This window comes from Cytobacillus sp. IB215665 (assembly GCF_033963835.1).
GTDB lineage: Bacteria > Bacillota > Bacilli > Bacillales > SM2101 > Nanhaiella.
On the sequence record NZ_JAXBME010000005.1, the window covers coordinates 178,256 to 201,462 of the forward strand.

Consider the following 23,207-nt stretch of genomic DNA (forward strand, 5'->3'; position numbering starts at 1 on the left):
TGAAGGTGTACAGCAGATTTATGGACTAACCTTTATTGTTTACGGGTCAACTTTCTATATTTATAGGTCAATTTCTAATTTTATGGGCAAAATTAGTGCATTCGTGAAAAAACAAGACTAGTGTAAATTTTCACTAGCCTTGATTAAGTGTCTGTTAATCAATCCCAAGGTTTTGATATTGATTAACGGAAACGATTTGTTCATTATTATCAGCGTACTTTAGCTTTAGAGTATCCCCTTGTTCAGTAAACATGGCATATGGAAAGTCATTGGAAGATACCATGAATATTTTATCGCTATTATCTAGTAGTATAAAAATAAATGTTACACCATCATCAAGTTCCTTATATACACGCAGAACATCACCTTCTATATTCTTTTCTTCGCTAGTTGTAGATGCGCGGTGTGTGGAGTCGGTTCTAGAAAGTGCGTTTTTATATTTATTGAATGCTTCTTTTTGTGTTGATCCAGTAGCAAAAACTTTTGCATTTGACGCTAAGATCACTGCATATTGACGAACGAGACCACCATCATCTGTAACAGGTACGACCCAACTTGGTTCACCGTACACGTTGTAAATAACTGGCATCGTGCCATGCCACTTTTCCTTTTTAAAAGTATTATCGACAACCTCTTCAGCTGCAGAGCCATCCATAATTCCCTTCACTAATTCACCGTTATAGTAGTTTAATTCACCTGTTCGTGCGTCAATGAGAGAGTAACCAAGTGCTGAATCTACACCTTCTTTCGGAGAGGTAAAGTCTGTAAAGAAATACATTTTTCCGTTCTTTCCAAAAATAGGTGTTACACCTTCGTACGTGCCCCAATCGGTAGGTATTTTAACATCTGTTTGTGAAAATAAGCTGTTCCAATAACCATGCGCCAGATATCCGAAGTATTCATTTTCTAGTGAAGCTGTTTCGAAATTGAGTACGCCATCGATAAACTCAGGTGCTTTTTCTTTAGTATACTTCTTAACATCACCAGTGTTAGGGTCTATTAAAATTACCCCTTTGACATTAAATCCAGAACGTAGAGAAACTTTATCACCATATGTCATTGTATAAAAAGGTTTACCATCATCAGCTATCTCAAATTTAGGCTCACCATAAAATATCCCTTTAGGAAATGCGTTACGAACTTTTCGTTGAAGGTTATCACTGAAATACATGCTAGGTACATATTGCATCTTATAGCCTAAGACGAGATTGGCTTCTGCGTCTGGGTTTGTACCTGACATTGTAATGTACCCAGGAGTGGAACCAGCTTTTCTTGCTTTGAAAAACCCAGAAGCTTCTATAGGTGCTACATATAATGTCTCTCCATTGACGATTTGCGGTGTTAAATCACCGAGTTCAAAATATGAGACATTATCTATGTTACCAAAAACTTTTAACATTTTATTTCGAGCAGTTTCTGGTGGGACAGAAAAAGGTGTATCCTCATTTGTAAAAGGTTCAGATATATCATGAACTTCAAAATTGACTCCTTCATATTTATCTTTAGCAATGATCATTGAATGAATAAAGGTTGTATAAACAAAAGCTGTAATGAGGAGTACACTTAACGTTGCTTTAATCATCAAAACTTTATTATGGCTCTCATAAAGATACAAACTAAGAATAATAAAGCCTGCTGCAACAATTGTGTAGGTTGTTAAAATTGAACTCATTTGATTATCAATTAAAAAGAAATACTCTACTATTCCAATAACTAACCAAAAAAGCACAGGAATCCCCATTATTTTTACTGTAGATTGTTTTTCTTGCTTTGTCCAAGGCATCATAAATAAAGAGATCGTAAGTAAAATAACAAATTTCACTTTGTTCTTCCCCCCTCCGCATATATATATCTTGTACTACGTCTATATGCATCAAAGGTTTCATTTTCTGTATAAAAGGCTCTTGTCGTAAACTTCCATAGTTTCTGCAAAGAAGTCATCGTTTTATAAAAGAAAAGATGCACTAGTTGTAAATGTGTATGTTTTCTCGTGCGAAAAACATTATGTGAGAAAACAGCCTTATATATAAATACACATCGGAAAACTCTACCTAGTATGAATTTCGATTAACGTAAAAAACTAATAAAAATATGTTGAACTTACATTATTAGGAGGGTGTCGATTGAAGATTCGATTCATACTAGCAATTTTTCTATCGCTATTATTAACGTGTACTTTTTCATATAGAACAGAAGCGCGTGAATCTAACGAGCCGATACATTGGGGGTTTAAAAGAAGTACGAATAATGAACCACCTTCAGCTGGTGAGGAACTTGACCAATTACTTGAAAAATACAATAGCTTTTATATAGGGGATACATCAAAAAAAGATATATATTTAACATTTGATAACGGATATGAAAATAACCAATATACTGCCAAAATATTAGACGTTTTAAAAGAGAAAGATGTGAAAGCAACTTTTTTCTTAACAGGCCACTATCTTAAAGATCAACCGAGTTTAGTCAAGCGGATGGTAAAAGAAGGACATATCATTGGTAATCATTCATGGAAGCACCCTGATTTTACAACTGTTAGTGATGAACGTTTAAAACAGGAGTTGGAGTCAGTCAAGAAAAAAACCGAGGAGTTAACAGATCAACAAGGTATGAATTTCTTACGTCCGCCTCGAGGTATCTTTAGTGAACGAACATTAGCAATATCAGAACAGCTAGGTTATCATAATGTTTTTTGGTCATTGGCATTCATTGATTGGCATATTGATCAACAGAAAGGCTGGAAGTATGCGTATGATAATATCATGAAGCAAATTCATCCTGGTGCAGTCATCCTTTTACATGCAGTATCAAAAGATAATACTGAAGCACTTGGAAAGGTGATAGACGATCTTCGTGAACAAGGGTATTCTTTTGAAAGCTTAGATACACTCATTATGGAAAAGGTGTTATTAGATCCAATTATTTTTGAAAGATGACATAGTAAACGTAGGATACTTTCTTTTTTAGACATAATTTCATTTAATACTTTTGTAAGATTTTTGTTATTGTTTGATAAGGTTCATCCGCGATTATAGTAGTGTACAAAAAAAGAAAGGGTGAACGAAATTATGAATAAAAAAAGTCTGTTTTTTACAGGTGTTGGTATCGTAGCAGTATTAATAGGGTGGTGGCTATTGTCACCATTGTTTATAGATAAGCAAGTGAATGAGCCGTTACCTGGGTCTGCAAACGCATCCGGTGAACATGGAGAGATGATGGATGATAAAGAAGACATGGGTTCTGATGAAGAAGCGATGAAAGATGATATGGAAGAAACAATGAAAGATGAAGATAAGGAAGGTATGTCTGACATGGAAGAAACAATGGAGGGTGAAGATAAGGAAGATATGTCTGACATGGAAGAAACAATGGAGGGTGAAGATAAGGAAGGCATGTCTGATATGGAAGAAACAATGGAAGGTGAAGATAAGGAGGGCATGTCTGAAAAAGAAGAAATGAGTGATGATGCATCTGAAGAAGCAATGAACAAAGATAAAGAAATGTCTAACGAATCCTACGCTGGAACATTTGTTGAAGTTGATAATGAGCATAATATTAGCGGTAATGCATTCACTGTCACAGCAGATGGCAAAATGTATATACGCTTTGAACAATTCTCGGTAACGAACGGTCCCGATCTTAAAGTTTATTTAACTAAAGAAGGCCAGCCTACGAGTGAGGGTATTGATTTAGGGAAATTAAAAGGCAATCAAGGTGATCAAAACTATGAAATCCCTGAAGGTGTAGATTTAAGTGAATATAACAAAGTAGTCGTTTGGTGTCGTGCGTTTGATGTCGATTTTGGCTACGCAATGCTTGAAAAGCAATAATATCCACTCTCGTGGTACAATACGAGAAAAGGGGTAAGAGGTGGATAGTGGATGTCACAGAAAATCTTAGTTGTTGATGATGAGTCCAACATAACAGATGTATCAAAACGTTACTTAGAGCGGGAAGGTTATGACGTTTTATTAGCATCAAATGGAGAAGAAGGCATAACGCTTTGGCGAAGCCACAAACCGGATTTGATTGTCCTGGATGTGATGATGCCAAAAAAAGATGGCTGGGAAGTGTGTGAGGAAATTAGAAATGAGGACGATGTACCCATCATTATGCTAACTGCAAGGGGAGAAGAAATGGATCGACTCATGGGACTGACGCTAGGGGCAGACGATTATATGACGAAGCCATTCAGTCCCCGTGAGCTCGTATTGCGGGTGAAAGCTATCTTTCGTAGGATTCATGTTGGTAGTAAGAAGTCAACTGAGAAATCGACAACGACTACGCTTAAATTTGATGGCTTAGAAATTGATTCTGAAATGCGTAAAGTGGTAGCGTCTAATAATAATATTGAATTAACTGTTAAAGAATTTGACATGTTGTTTTTGCTTGCAAGCCACCCAAATCAAGTGTTTTCAAGGAGTCAACTATTAGATAAAATATGGGACATTGATTTCTTTGGCGATACAACTACAGTCACTGTTCATATTAGAAGACTTCGTGAAAAAATAGAACAGAATCCATCAGAACCTGTCTTTCTTCAAACTGTATGGGGTATAGGATATAAGTTTACAGGGCGTGAATTGCCATGAAGATGCGCACGCAACTACTAATTGCTAATGCACTAAGTATTATTATCATATTAATATTCCTTACGATAAGTTATGTTCGAATGCTACTCCCTAATGAGGCGATTGAGCTTTTAACGATTGTAACTGTAGCGGCTGGAATTTTATCATTTTTTATTCACGGCTTGTTAATCAGACCAATTGAAAAAGCAATAACTCTTATTAGATTAGAATCAAAAAAAATTGCAGAGGGTAAATTTGAAGGTAAAGTATCCTCAATAGGACCTAAAGAATTTCAGCAATTGGCAGAGCATTTTAATGAAATGAGCAGCAAGCTTGAGGAAAGCTTTACAAAAATCAAGCAAGCTGAAGCATCGAGAAAAGAACTTGTTGCAAATATTTCACATGACTTACGCACACCATTGGCTTCAATTCAATCATTTGTTGAAGCCCTGCAGGATGATGTTATTGAAGATAAACAGACGTTTGATCAATATTTAAAAACAATACGTCTTGAAACGAAAAGACTCGATCATCTGATTAATGATTTATTTCAACTTTCTCAACTTGAGGCAGGTACTGAGGCATTTGAACCTACCCGATATCACTTAGATAGCTTAATAGTTGAAACACTCCAAAATCAATATTTTCAAATTGAAGAACACGGCTTGAAGATATCGGTTCAAATTCCAGATAAGCTTTCTCCGTTAATGATTATGCCCGAAAAAATAAAGCGAGTGCTTATTAATTTTATACAAAATGCAATACGGTATGCTCCGAGAGGAAGTCAGCTAGGAATTGATGTGAAGGAAAGTGTAGATTGTGTTAAGGTCAGTGTTACTGACGAAGGAGAAGGTATCAACGAATCAGAGCTTCCACATATTTTTGAGCGGTTTTATCGGGTTGAAAAATCACGTAATAAAGCTCATGGCGGTGCTGGGTTAGGATTAGCAATATCAAAATCTATTATAGATTTACATGGCGGAGAAATTGGTGTGCAAAGTAAACAAGGTGAAGGAAGTACATTTTATTTTACACTCCCGAAACAGCATAAGTAGTGGACGACAGGCGATCTTGCACCTGTCGTTTTGTTATAAGAAATCATTTCAAGAAATCTTTCTTTTTCTTCTATATGAATGCAAAAACAGGAAACTGTAGCAGGTTCCTGTTTTTTGTAATGAGATTAGAAAAGTGGCGAATCATCTAGCTGTGAATTATATGATTCCATGAAATGGTTTGTTACATTTACAAAAATGTTTAAAGCTTCCTCAAATGCAGTAATGCTTAAATTGCCATAACTAATTCTTAAATGATGATATTCTGGATCGTTTGGGTAGCACATTGCTGAAGGTAGGAACGATAGCTCTTGCTTCTGTGCATGTAATAATAAATGTTCTGTGTTTACGTGAGTAGGAAAAGAAATCCACATGACGGGCCCACCTTTAGGAACCGTCCATGTAACACCTTCTACGTTTAAGCTTTTTAGTGCTTGAATAAGGAGGTTCCGTCGATATTTTAATAAAGAGTTTTGTTTCTTAAAATGCTTTTCAAAGTTAAATGTTTGCATAAATCGTGCAAGGATTCGTTGATTTAATAATGGGGAGCCGAGATCTGATACACTTTTGGCAGCCTTTAACTTATTTAATATTTTCCCATCTGCTACGATACAGCCTATCCTAAGACCAGGAGATATAGTTTTACTAAATCCCCTCATATAAATCACATGACCGTACTCATCGATGGATTTGATAGGCTTTGCAGAACCTTCTATACTTAGCTCTGTCCAAGGGTCGTCTTCAATAATGATTACATTGAAAGCCTGTGCAATTTCTATTAATCTCCTTCTCTTTTTTGGAGGTAGTATTGCCCCCATTGGGTTTTGGAAAGTGGGATTTGTATATATAAGTTTTGGGGAAAACTGCTCACATAAACGTAATAGCACGTTAACATTTATTCCGTCTTTATTGGTAGGTATCGTCTTAATGGTTACGCCACGGGATTTAAATAAATCAATAATGCCAATATATGTTGGTGCTTCGACCAATACGACATCTCCTTCATTAAGAAAAGTCTTAGCAACTAAATCGAGCCCTTGCTGGACGCCAGTTGAGATGATGATTTGATCAGCGGTTGATGATAAGCCATTATGAGAAAGGTACTCACATATCGTTTCACGTAAAATTTTATCTCCTGGTCCAGGGCCATAAGTAGTTAAAATAGTTGGCTCATCTGTAATGACTTTTTTAGTAACTGCAGTTAATTCTTTTACAGGTAAGAATTCTTCGCTCAAGTTAGCAAGTGATAAGTTATATGTAAGCTGATTAGAAAATGATTTCATCTCCTTCCATGTTTGTGCCCTCGGTAAATAATCAACAATCATATTTTGCCAGTTATGATGAGACATCTCTTCTTTTTGCTCATGTTGTTTTTTTACATAACTGCCCTTACCATGTCTTCTTTCTATTAATTGTTTTTTTTCAAGTAATTCATATGCTTTTTGAACGGTAACTAAACTAACGTGTAGTTGATCAGCAAGCTTTCGAACAGATGGTAATCTATCGCCTTCTGACATTAAGCCTGTTTTAATACGATCTGATAATGATAAGTATATTTGCTCAGGTAATGAGTGATCAGAATCTTTTGAAAGAGATATATTCAATGTCATCATCCTTTCTCTAACTGTTATATTAAGTGTTTTACTGTTATAGAATATTTATTTTAATATTACCTAAACAAACAGCGATTGGGGAGTGGGTAATATGATTTTATTTAATTATTTATTTATATGTATCATATTTGGAACAACTTTTTTTGCAATAAAGATAGGTATTGATGCAGGAGTTGCACCTTTTTTTTCTGCATCACTTAGGTTTTTTATTGCTGGAGTAATTGTTATACTGTTCTATAAAATTCGACAAGCTCCATTTCCGCCTTTACGTATGATATTGCAATTAGCCATCATAGGTTTCTTCTTAACATTTGGCACATTTTCAACCCTTTATTGGGCAGAACAGCATATCCCTTCAGGTTTAGCAGCTGTATTGTCTGCATTCGGACCGATTATGGTCTTATTACTAAAAAAATATGAAGATAAATCAAAATTTTCACCTATACAAGTGCTTGGTTTGATTGCAAGCTTATGTGGTGTAGCGCTAATAGCATGGCCAGGAATGAATGGTGATGTGAATGCGATTTGGATTATTGGTTCCATTGTTGTAATTCTAGGCCAGTTGTTCTACAGCGTTGGGACAATAAGGTCAAAAAAAATAATGTCATCAAGCTCACAGTTTTCCCCGTTTTTATTAAATGGCTTTCAAATGCTTTTCGGGGGTATTATGCTATTGCTGCTCTCATTAATAATTGAACGACCAAGTTTAGCCTCGTTCTCCAATATGACCGCACAGCTATCACTCATATATTTGATTTTCTTTGGTTCAATTTTAGGTCACGGTATTTTTTATTGGCTAGTTGGTAAGACAAATCCAGTTTTTCCTTCTACATGGTTATACGTTTCACCTATTATTGCGATGATATTAGGGATTACCTTTTTAAGTGAAGAAATTTACTTGATTTCTATCTTTGGTTCAATTTTGGTGCTTGTCGGAGTATTTTTTACTAATCAAGAAACATTTAAAGAATATTATAATAAAGGGAGTTTAATTAAAAAAGTAGCTAAAAACATATAGTGGGAAGGGGAGCTAATCTTTATATTAGGTTGTTTTTGTAAATATGACTTTACTACTAAGAACGTATACATCGAGCTTTCGTAGTAGCTTTTCTACTTAAACATGTGGGCTCGGATAATACTTGTTCTTACTATCCATATACAGTAAAGATTGCAATAAAGTTTACGAAAGGCTCTTTTCGTAAACTTTGTTGCTATTGTTATAAAATTATTAACATAAAAAGTGGTTTTATATGTTAGTTTTTGTTGTACCGAAGAAAAGATGCCACGAACGTTAGTTATAATCGTATTTAGCTCTAATTACGAAAAGCAACAATTAATGCGAAAACAGCGTTACGAAAAAAGCCTTAAGTTAACTCCGCTTTCAATTGATTTTTGTTTTTCCTCCAAATAAACAAAGCAAGGACGGCTGAAATACCATATAAGCTCGCTGCTATGAAAAAAGTATACTGTACACCGAATGTATCTGAGATTACACCCATGATACCTATAGAAACTCCTAGTGTAGCAGATGTTAAGAGTCCTTTTGCTGCAAAAACCTTCGGTAAATGCTTGTCTTCGACGTTTTGTTGAAAGAGAGTTTGTTGAGAAATATCACGTAATTGATATGCAGGTCCATTAATAATACTTAACAATATTGGTACAAACGGGTTAGTTGTTAATCCGAAAATTAATGTGAAAATGCTAACTACGAATGATCCAATAATCATACTAGCGATCAGGCGATGACTAACCCACTTTGAAAATGAAACAACGAATAACCCTCCTAGAATTGTACCTATATAGTAGCTACCACTAATGTACCCCCACCAAGCTTCATCTTTATTCAAAAATTCGATTACGTATACTAGGATGTTCGCTCCAATCCATACACCATTGGCGATTCCTTCTAATATATCCATCGTTGTAATGATTCGCAAAGCTGGATTTTTCCATAGTGATAAGTACCCTTCACTAATGGAACTGAATGCTGATTCTTTTGTTGCATGATTGGTGATCATTTCCTTCTCGTCTTTCACGAAATAAAATAAGAAGAATGATAGTAAAGATATGAATAAGGTTAGTTGTAATGAGTGCACAACACCTATCTTTACTACGATAAAGCCCCCAAGAGTATACCCGAGAACAGTTAATGTTTGGTTTGTAATGGATAAAAAGCCATTTGCTTTCACTAACTGGTTTTTCAATACGATACGTGGAAGCATGGCAGAGTTTGCAGGACTGATCAACCCGTCTATAAACGATCTAATAAAAACGAAAATCAATAAGGTCATTATTGAATGAGAAAACATTGTAAAAGTTAAAAGAATTAAAAGTAAGATTATCGCATTTAGCCCTTTGGATACGAAAATTATTGGCTTTAATCTGATTTTGTCCATAACTAAGGGAGCCACAAAACCAGCAAGTAATGTCGAAAATACATCGATTAACGGAAACATGGCGGCCATTGTGGCTGAACCACTTGTTTGAAAAATAAATGTTGTTATCGCCATGACATAAAACACTCTTGAAAATAATCTAGTAGCTTCACTGCTTATATAAAAATAAAAATGTTGGCTGAATCGCATTGTAAACACTCCTGGGACAACTGTTAAGGTGCTATTGTTTTCGATTTGGTTGTCTTTCAATTTGTATAAGAAATCTCTTCGTTTAGCAGCTATATGTTTTTGTGTTTTGTAAATATAGTTAGTGAAAGTATAGCAACAGAGTTACGAAAAGAAGCTTTGATTTCATTTTAATAAATCCTCATAATAATAAATGGGGGGAAGGATGGATTTTTAATTACTACTTTAGAATGAGGAATTAGTGTTTTAATAAATTGTAGATTGGACAATCAAGCTTTTGTTAATCTAGAGCATGGAATAAGAGGAGACTTTCTAATGGAATTTACAGTAAACAATGAACATTTTCAAAAAGCGATGAAAGAAGTAAGTAGAGCTATTTCACACAAAACACCTCTTCCTATACTTACAGGAGTTAAAGTGATTGCAAATCAAGACAGTTTAACTCTTATAGGGAGTAATTCTGATATTGTAATAGAAAAAACTATTCCAGCTGTAGTTGATGGCTTACGCATAGTGGATATTTATCAGACAGGCAGTATTGTAATTTCAGCCAAATACTTATATGAAATAGTTAAGAAGTTACCTAATCAAATTCATGTGAAAGCAAATGATAAACAGACTGTGACTATTCAATCAGCTGACATAATAACTAGCTTAAATGGTATGAATGCAGATGAATATCCTAGCATACCAGAAATGGATGAGAGTCAAGTCGTTACAATATCGGGTAAAGATTTTATTGACATCATTAAACAAACATCATTTGCAGTATCCAAAAATGAATCGAGACCGATATTAACAGGTGTGCTTATGTTATTTCAACAAGGTAGGTTAACTGTTGCATCGACAAATTCTCATAGACTAGCTCTTAGAGAGCACTTAATTGAATCAAACATCAATAAATCATTCATTGTCCCTAGTTCTTGTTTAAATGAATTAACCAAGTTAATAGATCATGAATCTGATCTAATAGAAATTCATGCAACAGAGAATCATATAACATTTAGTATGAACAATATTTCCATTTTTTCTAGATTAATTGAAGGTAATTATCCGAGCATTCAAGAGTTAATACCAAAAGATGCAAAAACAGTTATAACTGTGAACACGAAGCAGCTGCTAAATGGGATAGATAGAGCTAGCTTGTTCGCTAATGAATGGACAAACAATAATATACACCTCGAAATTGTAGATAAGTCAAAATTGAAAATTTCATCAAATTCATCACAAATAGGACAAATAGAAGAAACCCAAAGTGTAAAGACTTTAAGCGGGGAATCGGAGCTAAGCATTTCACTCGATGGCAGCTTTTTAATGGATGCTTTAAGAGTTATAAATGAAGAGGATGTAAGTATCAGCTTTGGGGGTTCGATGAAACCAATTCTTATTGAACCGCTGAGTAATATATTACACCTACATCTTATATCACCAGTGAGAACGTACTAATATATTTCAGAAAATTATAATTACATATAATGCTATATTTGGTTGACAAGATTTATAGGGCAAATTTTGTTATTGAACTATTTAGTGGGGTGATAGCAGATGACTAAGTCTAGCATTTATAGATTCAATAACGTTATTTATCCGAGGTCGCTCTTTGTATTAATTCAAAATTTAGCTATATATTATTTCATTTTTATTTAACTAATGTTTGTCGAACGATTATTTTTAAAACCAAGGAGGAACCTGTTGAAGATTATAGAAACCTTATTTTACTTAACTAGTTTATAAATTTGTGAACAGGAGTGAGTAGGGATGGAAGTAAACCAACTAAAGTGTGGGAAATTAGGACAAACCATTCAAGTACGTTTAGTCTCTAACTTAACAAAGTCGCAGGAATATTACCGTGATGTCCTAGGATGTGAAATTGATGACTGGGGACACGCAAAAAGAGACGGCATGACTATTATTCTCCAACAATCGGAATTTCCTGAGGATGTGAGACCTAACGCTGCATCAAAAAAGCGTTCTGATTATCCAACTGATTGGCAAGGCCCTGAATTCGGATGGGATACGTTTATTCATGTTAGTTGGGATGATTTGGACAGTCTAGTTGAAGAAGTTCGAGAAAATGGTGGAAATATTGCAGTCGAACCGTTTACTGGCACACATGGCGAGTGGGAGTTCAAAAATACTTGTATCCAAGACCCGGATGGATACAATATCGTTTTAGGTTCAATGCGCAAAATTTAGCCATAAGATCATACTTCCTTGCTCATACTCATGAAGAAACTTTATATCTATGTAGTAACTTATCTATAAGTCTTTTTTTGAAATAGATCAATCAGCAATCTTTGGCTGACATTATAATATGAATAGCATCTTGCTATAATTAGTCTGAATGGCTAGTATTCATAATGTTTTTATTTTGTAGCATGTCAAAGTAGGTTAGCTAAAGACGTTTAAAATAGAAAGGAGTGTAAGAATGAAAAATACTTTTACTTTCGTAAAGTTTTCCAGTACCTTATGCAAAGCCTAGTGTCTGAAAGGTGAAACTTTGCATAAGGTGATGTAACAAATCACCTTAATCATAGGAATTCATTTCTGACACATTTGGTTTTGCACCTTATCATATTTACTAAATAAGGGGCTGCAGAAATGAGTAAACAGACAATTACAGAAAAATTACCTAAAGAATTACTTGTAGAACTTCAAAAGTATGTGCCAGGGGAAATCATATATATTCCTAAACCGAAAAAGGATTATCAAAAATGGGGAGTAAACTCTGGCGGCAGAAAGAAAATTGATTATAGGAACACCTTAATTAAAAATGAATTTCACGATGGAAGATCCATTGATCAATTAGCAGACGAGTACTTTCTTTCAACAGAAACAATAAAAAAAATCGTATATTCAAAAAAATAGTAATTAAAGCACTGGTCATCATTAATATATATTTGATCAGTGCTTTTGTTATGGTGAGTTTAGTGTTAGGTTATTTTTTCTATATTTATAACGCTGATTAAGAATTAAAGTAATGATAGCAAAAAGTTTAATTGAGGTAATCTTAACGATTAAGAGGTGAGTAGATGTATAATATCGAACAAGTTGAGCAATTGTTGAATAATCATTTCAAGCTAAATGTACATAAAATATCGAGCTTGGGGTGGAATGATAATATGACATTTTTAATTGAGGCACATGATAATAATAAGTACGTATTTAAACAACATTTAGGAACTAAAACGGCTAACATGATTGAATCAGAGTTGCTATGGCTTAAAGCGATAGCAAAGGATACAAATTTAAATGTCCAAAGAACGATAAAAAATACATTTGATGAATTAACTACTTTAGTGTTTGATAAAGTCACAGGCACAAGTTTTTATTGGACACTTCAAGTTTACATTGTAGGTGAAACATTAAAAGGTCAACCTTCTGAAAGTGAAATAGAAAATCTAGCACAATTGATGGTTACTCTACATGAACATTCGATTAATTGGAACATTCCGGATGGATTTGAAAGACCTATCTATGAAATTGAAGATCTTAAATATTCACTTCAACAATTAAAAAAAATGGTGTCAATCAGGAAAATGACATCTAACGATTTTGAAATAATTGAAAAAGCTACTAAAGAAATATCCTTAATAATCAAAGACCAGGACAAAACTAAAGATACATGGGGTCTAATTCATGCGGATCTTCATGAGAGTAACTATGTGTTTTATCAAGGTCAACCTGCCCCAATTGATTTTTCATCATGTGGTTTTGGTTTTTACTTATATGATATAGCAATAACTTTTCTACATCTCAATCCACAAGGGAGAAAAAAACTTATTTCTTATTATCAAAAAGGAAGAAATCTTCAAGATGACTACATTCAAGTATTGGAGGCATTTTTCTTATGGGCAATAATTAAAAATTTAGCATTTCTTGCTAAAAATCAAAAAGAACACAAAGAGTTTGCCAATATTATCCCATTCTTAGTAAAAAATTGTGTTAAATTCTTACAAGGAGAAAAGTTCTTGTTATAGGTGTAATGCTTTCAAATGTTAATAGAGATAATAGTACGCTAACTTCGTAAACTTTTTTGCTACTGTTCTTAAACTAGAAGATAAAGGTGTCGTATTACATAACACCCATCATTTTATAGAAGAAAAGGTGCCACAAAATCTAGTTGTGTACAAAGAACAACAATCTATGATTAAAACAGCCTAGTAGTATTAGCAAAAAGAAGAGCATAAAATAGTAACTCCCTCCGATAAATTGGTGACAATATTTGAATTAAAGATAATCTTCTTCTTCCGATTTAGGAACATTTTGCTGGAGAACCTTTGTCTATTAGTTAAATATTTACTACTATTAAACCCTTTCGGTATAATTTATCTAGGTTGGTAAATAAATCAATGTAATTCAATTTTCAAGTTAATTATAAAAAGCTCACTACTACCTGATGCACGTGGTAGAAATCGCAATAAATTTAGCTGAAAAGTACTTTAAAGATAAGAAGGTTTAGTTAAATAGAAAACTATAATAAAAACTAATGTGGAGAGAGTAAATGTGATGTGGAAAAGCTTTCTGTAGCGAAAAAATAAGTATTCGATTATACGTGTAAACTCATAAATGAAAGGGTGAGGGTACTGGATATTTTATGCATACCTCCTTCAAAACGCTTGAGAGAATTTATAGATTGTTATTGGATATGGGAATCTAACAATGACAATCAACAAATCAAGTTGCCTAGAGTATTACCTAGTATCAATATTGAGATGGTCTTTCACTATCAGAACTCTACTATATTTATTAACCATAAAAAAATTCCATCTAAGCTTCCTGATGCCCATGTTGTTGGTATACAAAAAAGTTATATAGATTTACATGCAACAGGAAAAATAGGTATGATAGCTGTTCGTTTTCTACCAGGATCATTTCATCATTTTTGTAATGAAACCATGGCGAATTTTACAAATAATTTAAATAGTATTACAGAAATTTGGGGTGAATTAGGAGACGAATTACAGTATCAAATTAAAGATTCTTCGACGTTAAAGCAGAAGGTCGAAATTATAGAGAAGTATTTATTATTGTTATTAAACCATTATCACAAGGATACTGATCAGCAAAAAATCCAAGCATATGTAATCGATAAATTAACTTATTCTAGCAGTATTACAACGATTAAAAACCTATGTAATGAAATAAATGTTAGTCAGAGGCAGCTGCAAAGAATCTTCCATGAATCGATTGGGGTAAGTCCTACATTTTATCGAAAACTCTCTACATTTGCTGAAACTTCTCAAAAGATATGCTTATACGAAGGACAAAAGTATCTAGACATCATACATGAAGGTGGATACTACGATCAATCTCATTTTATTAATGTTTTTAAACAATTTTCAGGTCTAAGCCCTCTCTCAGTCTTAACAAAAGAATTTATGTCGTATTTTTACAATACAAAAAATCCTCCTCCATCTAAAATATACACAAACTAACATTATTGGGGGAATTATAATGAAGCTTTGGAAACTGAGTGGGATATTGCTGATTGGAACAGGAATCTTACACACCATTGTGGGATTAATTATTGGGTGGGGTGTACTAGCAGAAATCGTTAGAGAAGGTATTTTTAATACTGTGGGGACACAATATGATCGTAATGCAGTAGTATGGTTTTTATTAAGTGGGGTATTTTGGATTATGATTGGTCAATTCATTCATTTATATGTGAAGGAAAAACAACAGCCAATACCTCGTTTCATTGGCTGGTATTTTCTTGTTATTGGGATTTTAGGAGTATTCATATCTCCTATGTCTGGTTTTTGGCTATTTATTCCTCAAGCTCTAATTATAATTTATGCAAATACAATATTTATTAACAATTCAAGAAACTAGCAGTTTACCATTCTAACAAACGATCTAGGGGATTAATTGTATAGAGAGAATTAAAAAATTCAAATAGGAACAAAGACGAATTGATAATTCATCATATGTCAATGAAGCTTGCGTAGCTAATTTCTATATATTTATGTTGAAATTGAGCTTTAAAAGGCTGGCGCAACTAGAAAGAAAAGATAAGCGTCCTGGTTTTGGGCCATATTCTAGAATAAAGTTACTATCGAATAATAATCGAAGCTTAGTGATCCTTAATGATGATATAGAAAGGAAGCAGTAGGATGGTCAAAAAAATATATATTGTTAGACATTGTGAAGCACAAGGGCAGCCTTCAGAAGCACAATTAACTAACAAAGGATTTGAACAAGCGAGACTTTTGTCAGATTTTTTTTCTGACAAGAAAATAGATCGAATCATATCAAGCTCATTTATTCGAGCGATTCAATCAATAGAACCGTTAAGTGTGCATAAAAACGTAACAGTTGAAGTAGACCAACGGCTAACAGAAAGAATATTAAGTGAAGAAAATTTAGCTGATTGGCTTGAGAAATTAAAACGAACTTATGATAATTTAGATGCAAAATATAAAGGGGGAGAATCGAGTCGAGAAGCGATGAATCGTATTTCATGTGTTGTAAATGAAATCTTTAATAGTCATTTTGAAAGTACTATCATTGTTACCCACGGAAATATCATGTCATTATTGCTGAAAAAGTATAATCATCATTTTGGTTTTGACGAATGGAAGAGTTTGAGTAACCCTGATGTATATTTATTAACTAGTAAAGATAGGGCAATTAGTGTAAAGAGAGTATGGCAAGAAGGTGAGATTAATGAAATTTGAGCAATGTAATAGGGTTAACGTATTAATGTCATCGTACAATAAACCATGGTTTATTGCTGGTGGCTGGGCAATAGATTTATTTATTGGAAAACAAACAAGACCCCATCATGACTTAGAAATAGCCATCTTTCGAAAGGACCAACTTCACTTAAAAGATTATTTTCAAGACTGGGATTTTAACAAAGTTAGCAACGGTACATTTTACAGATGGGAAAATGAATTGTTGCAGCTACCAGTACACGAAATTCATGCTGAACATAAATACAATGGCCAGCAATTAGAGATTCTTTTGAATGAGTCTGATAATGACAAATGGCTATTTAGAAGAGATGCGATAATTACACATCCAGTCGAGGGTATTTGGAGCTATTCTGCTTCACGTATTCCTTTCCTAAATCCTCAGATTGTGCTCCTATATAAAGTGAAAAATACGAGAGAGAAAGATCATCAAGATTTTTTTGCAGCTTTACCAAACCTTAATGAACATCAAAAAGAATGGCTTCGTCATGCAATTCAAATTCATATTCCGGAACATACATGGCTGCAATTTCTTTAAAACTCGGAAAGGAGTAAGTATGGTTTGATGAAAAGATTTGTTGTGGTAATTATTCTTTCTTATGTTTCTTTAAGTGTACCGCACATATTAGGTTTTGGTTATGTAATTGATTGGATTCCAGAAGCCTCTACAATAACAAAGGTCAGTACATACTTACGAGAAGGCTTAGTATATGGATTCATGTACAAATTACTTATATCGATATTAATAGCCGTGTTGTGCATCTTCTTACTGTTAAGAGGTAGAAAGTAACATTTTGGTATTTATTCACTTTTAGATTTCTTATTCTTAAAGCTGTTCTATTGTTAGTAATAATAGTAATACCACTTTTATGGTGGAATATGCTGTCATCATTACCAAGTGGCTTGTATGTAGAAAAACAAGTGGGTTCCGTGTGACACAGGTGGTTCTGGTAGTGTTGGTCCTTTTGAAGACGGCATAAGTAAAGAAGAAATGTTTATACACCCTCTGCAATATCGATAAAATAACAATTATAATTTTAGATATTTTGCAATAAATATGTAAGGTTTAATTTGAAGCCTAGAGGTAAAGTCATCAGGTGGAAGCTTTTCTCCACCTATTGACTTTGGTTTGTAACTTCTACAACCTTCAAAATTGAGAAGTGATGTGGTGCTAGAGGTAAGATGGCATGGGTTGCTTCAGCTGCAAATTCCTCTGCTGTCCATAAATTAATGAGTTTTTTATTTTTTATATCAATTGGTAGTTCCACGTCAATGTTTTTCTCTGAATTATTAATAACGAAGAATATTTCTTCTTTATGAGACGTTCTTTTGTAAATGATATGGTTCGTTTCATCATTTGTGTCGACAAAATGAAAGGTACTATTTTTACTAAAGATAGCTTCAGTCTTATATATATGAATTAGTTTTTTTAGGAAATCAAATAAATCTGTATTTTGTTTGTCTTTTTCCCAAATCATACAGTTTCTACATCCTGGATCTTGTCCACCTGTCATTCCTATTTCATCTCCATAATAAATACAAGGTGACCCTGGAAATGATAGTTGGAACAAGTATAAGAGCTTTAAACGTTCTATATCATTTTCGCATTCTGTTAATATTCTTGGTGTATCGTGACTTCCTAGTAAATTAAATTGTACCTCTGATACATTTAGTGGATACGAGTGATATACTTGAGAAATTGCATTCGCAAACTGTGTTGCTGTTACAATCTTCTTTGCGAAAAATTGTAAAGCTGTATGTGTGAACGGATAGTTCATAACTGCATCGAATTGATCACCTTCTAGCCAAGGCATTGAATCATGCCATATCTCACCAAGAATATAAACCTCAGGGTTGATTGATTTAACAGCGGAACGAAACTCTTTCCAAAACTGATGATCAATCTCATTAGCCACATCTAAACGCCATCCATCAATACCGAATTCACGTACCCAGTAACGGCCAACATCTAGTAAATAATTTTTCACTTCCTGATTTTGTGTGTTTAGCTTAGGCATTGTTTCGACAAACCCAAATGTATCATAATTTGGTGCAGGAGAAGTTTGGACAGGGAACTCTTTTATATGAAACCAATTTTTATAACGTGATTGTTCTCCATGTTTTATGACGTCTTGAAATTGTTGGAAATAGTAGCCGCTATGATTGAACACAGCGTCAAGCATGATTTTAATCCCATGTTGATGGCATGTGTTCACTAGCTTTTTGAATGTTTCTTTATCACCAAAGTGAGGGTCAATTTCCATGTAATCAATTGTGTCATATTTATGGTTTGAAGATGCCTTAAATATTGGTGTGAAATATAAACCAGTTATACCCAAATCAACTAAATGAGGAATGTGGTTAATAATTCCCTCGAAATCACCTCCGAAGAAATTTTTTGAAGTAGCCTCTTCACTTCCCCAAGGTAATGTGTTTGGAGGATTGATTTCAGCATTTCCATTAGCATATCTTTCTGGAAATATTTGATACCACACTGTTTTCTTCACCCATGCTGGAGCTTTAAATACATCATTGTGATGTAGGAAAGGAAAACAATAATAATATGTAATATCATCCACGGGTATATGATTGAAAAATCCCTTTTCTGTATAAACGATCATTTCATCTCCTGAAATTAGTTCAAAGCCATATCGCAATCGACGAAACTGTGGTTGAATGACAACAAACCAGTAGTCAAATAAGGAATCACTTCCTTCCTTTGTCATGCTAGTTTGACTTGTTTGCCAAACGTTTTTCTTCCAATCATACGGATCTCCATGAATGAGTTTAATGTTATCTATATCATTTTTCTTCGTACGTAAGCGTATATGTATTGTTTTTTCATCGTATGCATAAGCGTAATTGTCTTTTGGTCTATGGTAAATAGCTTCTATGATCATAGTAATACCTCCTTAAAATGAGGAATCGTTTGCACTATTTTATCAATATGGTAGTTGAAGTGTAATTAGAAGTCAATATTGGAAAGTGCGAATCTTTGAAAATATGTAAAAAAAGTATTGAAAAGAAGAATAATAAATATATAATAGAGATGACAAATAGTATGAAACCGTTTTCTTATTGTATGAAGATGGTTTATTTTTATACTTATTTGCGCAAACGTTTGCATAATATAATCATTTATGAGGAGGTACAAGCAATGAAGAAAGTATTCTTTCTTAGTGTGATGGCAATTTTCCTTATTAGTATGTTAGCAGCTTGTGGACCCCAAGAAGCGGTAGACCAATCATCTAGTGAAAATAATAGGGATACCGAAACAAATGGTGAAATGCCAGCAAAACCAGCAAAGCTCATCGTATGGGAGGATAAAGAGAAAGGCCCAGCAATGGAAGAAGCCATTAAAAGCTTCGAAGCAGAATATGGGATTAAAGTAGAGTATAAAGAAGTAGAGATGGCTACGAATCAAAGAGATCAATTACGTTTAGATGGTCCTGCGGGGACTGGTCCAGACGTTATCACAGTGCCACATGATCAAATTGGTCAATTAGTTACTGAAGGTTTAATTCAAGAAATAAAGATAGAACAAAGTATATTAGACACCTTTACAGAATCCTCAGTTACAGCTCAAATGTTTAACGGCAAGCTGTACGGTTTACCAAAAGCAACTGAAACACCTGTTTTTATTTATAACAAAGCACTAATGGAAGAAGCGCCTCAATCATTTGATGAGCTATTTGAAATTGCAAATGACTTTGATAATAAAGATGAATTTGGCTTTTTAGCATTATGGGACAACTTTTATTTTGCCCACGGTGTATTAGGAGGGCACGGTGGTTATGTATTTCATAATAATGAAGGCAGGCTAGACCGAAATGATATTGGCTTAAGTAATGAAGGTTCAGTAGCTGGAGGGCAATATATTCAACAATGGTATAAAGACATTTTTCCTAAAGGAATCATTGGTGAGTCGGGTGGCTCAACGATGGATGGACTATTCAATGAAGGAAAAGTTGCATCTGTTATGAATGGGCCTTGGGCATTTCAAGGTATGACTGATGCAGGAATTGATTTTGGTGTAGCACCATTACCAACTTTACCGAATGGTGAACAAGTTAGAACATTTATGGGTGTTAAGGGGTGGCAAGTAACTTCATTTACAAAGCACCCTGAATGGTCAACGAAATTGGTTGAACATTTAACGAATGAAGAGAATGCAAAAATTCGTTTTGAATTAACACAAGAAATACCTCCTGTTAAGTCCTTAATAGAAGACCCTATTATTGCGGATAATGAAGCTGCAAATGCAGTCGCTATTCAATCTCAATATGCTATTCCAATGCCTAATATTCCAGAAATGGCTGAGGTTTGGGGACCGATGGCAACTGCATTACAGTTGGTTGCAAATCAAAAAGTAGATCCAAAATCAGCACTAGATGAAGCGGTAAATACGATAACAACAAATATTGAAACAAATCATCCAAATGAATAAATAATTGTAAGCAGTCTCCCTTCAAGGGGAGACTGCTCATGTGAATAAGGGGCATCAATTAAGATTTCTTACATAAGGAATTTGGGAAGGAGCTAGAGTATGTGATGGAATCTACTCCATATCAATCGAATCATAGGAAAGTTGCAGTTGTCTTATCATTGATACCTGGTGTTGGCCAATTGTATAATCGGCAATTTTTGAAAGGTGTTTTATTTCTTGTTTTAACTGTATCTTTCTTTATCGTATTTAATGATCTACTGAATATGGGCCTATGGGGAATCGTTACGTTAGGTGAAAAACTACCACGAGATCACTCTATTTTCCTGTTAGTTGAAGGTATTTTAGCAGTAATAATTATTATATTAGGGGCAGGGTTTTTTATATTTAATCTTGTTGATGCTTATAAGACTGGACTTAAAAGGGATATAGGTGAAAAATTAAACACACTTCGTGAGCAATACCATAATCTCATAGATAATGGGTTTCCGTATTTAATGATATCACCGGGGTTTTTATTACTACTATTTGTTGTCATTTTTCCAATAATATTCGTCGTTCTTTTGTCTTTTACGAACTACGATTTATACCATTCTCCTCCTGCGAAGCTAGTAGATTGGGTTGGTATACAAAATTTTATTGATATTTTTAAAGTTCCTATTTGGAGAAATACATTTTTCTCTGTATTAGCTTGGACAATTATTTGGACATTTGGTGCTACAACATTTCAAGTTGCTTTAGGTATTTTTTTGGCCATTATTGTAAATCAAAAAGATATAAAGGGTAAAGCAATCATACGGACGGTTTTTATACTACCGTGGGCAGTACCCGCATTCGTTTCAATTCTAGTCTTTGCTGGGATGTTCAATGAATCGTTTGGAACGATTAATCGTGATATTTTAGCAGCCTTTGGTATAGATCATATTCCTTGGATGACAGAGCCGTTGTGGACGCGAATTGCATTAATCCTTATTCAAACATGGCTAGGATTTCCATTTATCTTTGCGATGACTACTGGCGTATTACAATCTATTTCGAATGAACTGTATGAAGCTGCAACTGTTGATGGTGCTTCCAGTTGGGGGCAATTCAGCAAGATTACATTACCGTTAGTGCTTTATTCAACAGCTCCAATATTAATTACTCAATATACTTTTAACTTTAACAATTTTAACGTCATTTTCTTGTTTAACGGTGGAGGTCCTGCAGTTTCGGGTCAAAATGCGGGTGGTACAGACATATTAATTTCTTGGATTTATAAGTTAACAATGACATCTGCACAATATTCAAAAGCTGCAGCGATAACGATGATATTATCTTTGATTGTTATTACGGTTGCCTTATGGCAATTTAGAAAAACAAAATCTTTCCAAGAAGAGGATATGATGTAATATGAACATAAAACATCAAAAAAAAATAAGACTAACATTATCCTATCTAGTTGTACTAATCATGACCGTCATTATTTTTTACCCAATATTATGGATTATTGGTTCGTCATTAAACCCAGGTATGAGCTTATCTGGCTCATCAATCATTCCAGAAAATGCAACGTTAGATCATTATCGTTACTTGTTTGATTCAGCACAAAGTGATTACTTGAAGTGGTATTGGAATTCAGTAAAGATTTCTACTTTAACAATGGCTTTTTCAGTGTTAATGGTAAGTATAACTGCGTATTCTTTTTCTAGATATCGTTTTGTCGGTCGCAAGAACGGCTTATTAGCATTTTTAATACTACAGATGATACCAAATTTTGCTGCACTTATTGCTATATTTGTTTTAGCGCTTGTCACAAATTTATTAGATACACATTTAGGGCTCATTCTCGTATATGTTGGTGGCCAAATTCCAATGAATACTTGGCTCATGAAGGGATACTTAGATACGATTCCAAAGGATCTTGATGAGTCGGCAAAAATTGATGGGGCGAGCAATTTAAGAATTTTCTTTCAAATTATTCTACCTCTAGCTAAACCAATTATTGCTGTAGTGGCATTGTTTACATTTATTGCTCCATTTGCTGATTTCATAATGGCTAGCGTGCTGCTGCGAAGTGAAGAAAAGTTCACATTGGCAGTAGGGCTATACAATATGGTAGCCAAACAGTTTGGGAATGAATTTACGAAATTTGCCGCTGGTTCAGTATTAATTGCGATACCTATATCAGTTCTATTTCTATCGTTTCAAAAGTATTTTGTTTCTGGCTTAACAGCTGGTGGAACAAAAGGATAAATATCGAAT

General features: G+C 34.1%; 21 protein-coding genes. 17 read left to right on the plus strand and 4 right to left on the minus strand.

The window, feature by feature from the left end:
* Positions 1–154: 154 nt before the first annotated feature.
* Complete coding sequence (locus SLH52_RS09065; protein ID WP_320208942.1) at positions 155–1,822, minus strand: DUF3981 domain-containing protein; 1,668 nt, start codon at positions 1,820–1,822, stop codon at positions 155–157.
* Positions 1,823–2,147: 325 nt separating this feature from the next.
* On the opposite strand from SLH52_RS09065, the gene pdaA reads away from it, so the two are divergent.
* The 4 genes from pdaA (at position 2,148) to SLH52_RS09085 (ending at position 5,626) form a co-directional block, all read left to right on the plus strand.
* A complete protein-coding gene (gene pdaA / locus SLH52_RS09070) occupies positions 2,148–2,936 on the plus strand; it encodes a delta-lactam-biosynthetic de-N-acetylase (RefSeq protein WP_320209100.1) in 789 nt (262 codons plus the stop codon).
* Positions 2,937–3,068: 132 nt separating this feature from the next.
* A complete protein-coding gene (locus tag SLH52_RS09075; protein WP_320208943.1) occupies positions 3,069–3,830 on the plus strand; it encodes a DM13 domain-containing protein in 762 nt (253 codons plus the stop codon).
* Positions 3,831–3,881: 51 nt separating this feature from the next.
* The gene (locus SLH52_RS09080; RefSeq protein ID WP_320208944.1) at positions 3,882–4,592 is read left to right on the plus strand and encodes a response regulator transcription factor; all 711 of its coding nucleotides are present in this window, start codon (positions 3,882–3,884) and stop codon (positions 4,590–4,592) included.
* Positions 4,589–5,626 (plus strand): sensor histidine kinase, encoded by a 1,038-nt coding sequence (locus SLH52_RS09085; protein ID WP_214480655.1) that lies wholly within the window; start codon positions 4,589–4,591, stop codon positions 5,624–5,626. The genes SLH52_RS09080 and SLH52_RS09085 overlap by 4 nt, the downstream gene beginning before the upstream one ends.
* A 125-nt stretch (positions 5,627–5,751) precedes the next feature.
* Here SLH52_RS09085 and SLH52_RS09090 read toward each other — a convergent pair whose 3' ends face one another.
* A complete protein-coding gene (locus tag SLH52_RS09090; RefSeq protein WP_320208945.1) occupies positions 5,752–7,227 on the minus strand; it encodes a PLP-dependent aminotransferase family protein in 1,476 nt (491 codons plus the stop codon).
* A 100-nt stretch (positions 7,228–7,327) separates the two neighbouring features.
* Here SLH52_RS09090 and SLH52_RS09095 point away from each other — a divergent pair, with 100 nt between their 5' ends.
* Positions 7,328–8,254, plus strand: coding sequence for a DMT family transporter (locus SLH52_RS09095; RefSeq protein WP_320208946.1), 927 nt, complete (start codon positions 7,328–7,330; stop codon positions 8,252–8,254).
* Positions 8,255–8,600: 346 nt separating this feature from the next.
* On the opposite strand, the gene SLH52_RS09100 is transcribed toward SLH52_RS09095, so the two are convergent.
* Positions 8,601–9,821: an MFS transporter gene (locus SLH52_RS09100; RefSeq protein WP_320208947.1), complete on the minus strand. Its 1,221-nt coding sequence runs from the start codon at positions 9,819–9,821 to the stop codon at positions 8,601–8,603.
* A 312-nt stretch (positions 9,822–10,133) separates the two neighbouring features.
* Between SLH52_RS09100 and dnaN the strand changes: the two genes are divergently transcribed.
* The 9 genes from dnaN to SLH52_RS09145 all read left to right on the plus strand — a co-directional run bounded on the left by dnaN (position 10,134) and on the right by SLH52_RS09145 (position 17,309).
* Positions 10,134–11,264, plus strand: coding sequence for a DNA polymerase III subunit beta (gene dnaN / locus SLH52_RS09105; RefSeq protein ID WP_320208948.1), 1,131 nt, complete (start codon positions 10,134–10,136; stop codon positions 11,262–11,264).
* Positions 11,265–11,576: 312 nt separating this feature from the next.
* Positions 11,577–12,014, plus strand: coding sequence for a VOC family protein (locus tag SLH52_RS09110; RefSeq protein WP_320208949.1), 438 nt, complete (start codon positions 11,577–11,579; stop codon positions 12,012–12,014).
* A gap of 405 nt (positions 12,015–12,419) precedes the next feature.
* Complete coding sequence (locus tag SLH52_RS09115; protein ID WP_320208950.1) at positions 12,420–12,686, plus strand: CD3324 family protein; 267 nt, start codon at positions 12,420–12,422, stop codon at positions 12,684–12,686.
* Between the two features lie 164 nt (positions 12,687–12,850).
* Complete coding sequence (locus SLH52_RS09120; RefSeq protein ID WP_320208951.1) at positions 12,851–13,798, plus strand: phosphotransferase enzyme family protein; 948 nt, start codon at positions 12,851–12,853, stop codon at positions 13,796–13,798.
* A gap of 597 nt (positions 13,799–14,395) precedes the next feature.
* The gene (locus SLH52_RS09125; RefSeq protein WP_320208952.1) at positions 14,396–15,256 is read left to right on the plus strand and encodes a helix-turn-helix domain-containing protein; all 861 of its coding nucleotides are present in this window, start codon (positions 14,396–14,398) and stop codon (positions 15,254–15,256) included.
* Positions 15,257–15,275: 19 nt separating this feature from the next.
* Positions 15,276–15,656 (plus strand): DUF6463 family protein, encoded by a 381-nt coding sequence (locus SLH52_RS09130; RefSeq protein WP_320208953.1) that lies wholly within the window; start codon positions 15,276–15,278, stop codon positions 15,654–15,656.
* A gap of 281 nt (positions 15,657–15,937) precedes the next feature.
* On the plus strand, positions 15,938–16,501 hold the full coding sequence (locus tag SLH52_RS09135; protein WP_320208954.1) for a histidine phosphatase family protein: 564 nt from the start codon (positions 15,938–15,940) through the stop codon (positions 16,499–16,501).
* Positions 16,491–17,057 carry a nucleotidyltransferase domain-containing protein gene (locus tag SLH52_RS09140; RefSeq protein WP_320208955.1) on the plus strand — a complete coding sequence of 189 codons (567 nt, stop codon included), beginning with the start codon at positions 16,491–16,493 and terminating at the stop codon, positions 17,055–17,057. Before SLH52_RS09135 ends, SLH52_RS09140 begins: the two co-directional genes overlap by 11 nt.
* A 24-nt stretch (positions 17,058–17,081) precedes the next feature.
* A complete protein-coding gene (locus SLH52_RS09145) occupies positions 17,082–17,309 on the plus strand; it encodes a hypothetical protein (RefSeq protein ID WP_320208956.1) in 228 nt (75 codons plus the stop codon).
* Positions 17,310–17,634: 325 nt separating this feature from the next.
* On the opposite strand, the gene SLH52_RS09150 is transcribed toward SLH52_RS09145, so the two are convergent.
* Positions 17,635–19,419, minus strand: coding sequence for an alpha-glycosidase (locus tag SLH52_RS09150; RefSeq protein ID WP_320208957.1), 1,785 nt, complete (start codon positions 19,417–19,419; stop codon positions 17,635–17,637).
* A 257-nt stretch (positions 19,420–19,676) separates the two neighbouring features.
* On the opposite strand from SLH52_RS09150, the gene SLH52_RS09155 reads away from it, so the two are divergent.
* From SLH52_RS09155 to SLH52_RS09165, 3 genes are all read left to right on the plus strand, one after another.
* Entirely contained in the window at positions 19,677–20,966 is a 1,290-nt protein-coding gene (locus SLH52_RS09155) for an extracellular solute-binding protein (RefSeq protein ID WP_320208958.1), read from the plus strand.
* 104 nt (positions 20,967–21,070) lie between these two features.
* Positions 21,071–22,354 (plus strand): sugar ABC transporter permease, encoded by a 1,284-nt coding sequence (locus tag SLH52_RS09160; RefSeq protein ID WP_320209101.1) that lies wholly within the window; start codon positions 21,071–21,073, stop codon positions 22,352–22,354.
* Position 22,355: 1 nt separating this feature from the next.
* Complete coding sequence (locus SLH52_RS09165; protein WP_320208959.1) at positions 22,356–23,198, plus strand: sugar ABC transporter permease; 843 nt, start codon at positions 22,356–22,358, stop codon at positions 23,196–23,198.
* The last annotated feature ends 9 nt before the right edge of the window (positions 23,199–23,207 follow it).

Coding starts and splice junctions, on each gene's coding strand:
- SLH52_RS09085 (WP_214480655.1), top strand. CDS start 4,589: ATGAAGATGCGCACGCAACTACTAATTGCTAATGCACTAAGTATTATT.
- SLH52_RS09165 (WP_320208959.1), top strand. CDS start 22,356: ATGAACATAAAACATCAAAAAAAAATAAGACTAACATTATCCTATCTA.
- SLH52_RS09115 (WP_320208950.1), top strand. CDS start 12,420: ATGAGTAAACAGACAATTACAGAAAAATTACCTAAAGAATTACTTGTA.
- SLH52_RS09080 (WP_320208944.1), top strand. CDS start 3,882: ATGTCACAGAAAATCTTAGTTGTTGATGATGAGTCCAACATAACAGAT.
- SLH52_RS09130 (WP_320208953.1), top strand. CDS start 15,276: ATGAAGCTTTGGAAACTGAGTGGGATATTGCTGATTGGAACAGGAATC.
- SLH52_RS09140 (WP_320208955.1), top strand. CDS start 16,491: ATGAAATTTGAGCAATGTAATAGGGTTAACGTATTAATGTCATCGTAC.
- SLH52_RS09135 (WP_320208954.1), top strand. CDS start 15,938: ATGGTCAAAAAAATATATATTGTTAGACATTGTGAAGCACAAGGGCAG.
- SLH52_RS09155 (WP_320208958.1), top strand. CDS start 19,677: ATGAAGAAAGTATTCTTTCTTAGTGTGATGGCAATTTTCCTTATTAGT.
- SLH52_RS09120 (WP_320208951.1), top strand. CDS start 12,851: ATGTATAATATCGAACAAGTTGAGCAATTGTTGAATAATCATTTCAAG.
- SLH52_RS09110 (WP_320208949.1), top strand. CDS start 11,577: ATGGAAGTAAACCAACTAAAGTGTGGGAAATTAGGACAAACCATTCAA.
- SLH52_RS09075 (WP_320208943.1), top strand. CDS start 3,069: ATGAATAAAAAAAGTCTGTTTTTTACAGGTGTTGGTATCGTAGCAGTA.
- dnaN (WP_320208948.1), top strand. CDS start 10,134: ATGGAATTTACAGTAAACAATGAACATTTTCAAAAAGCGATGAAAGAA.
- SLH52_RS09150 (WP_320208957.1), bottom strand. CDS start 19,419: ATGATCATAGAAGCTATTTACCATAGACCAAAAGACAATTACGCTTAT.
- SLH52_RS09095 (WP_320208946.1), top strand. CDS start 7,328: ATGATTTTATTTAATTATTTATTTATATGTATCATATTTGGAACAACT.
- SLH52_RS09100 (WP_320208947.1), bottom strand. CDS start 9,821: ATGCGATTCAGCCAACATTTTTATTTTTATATAAGCAGTGAAGCTACT.
- SLH52_RS09160 (WP_320209101.1), top strand. CDS start 21,071: ATGGAATCTACTCCATATCAATCGAATCATAGGAAAGTTGCAGTTGTC.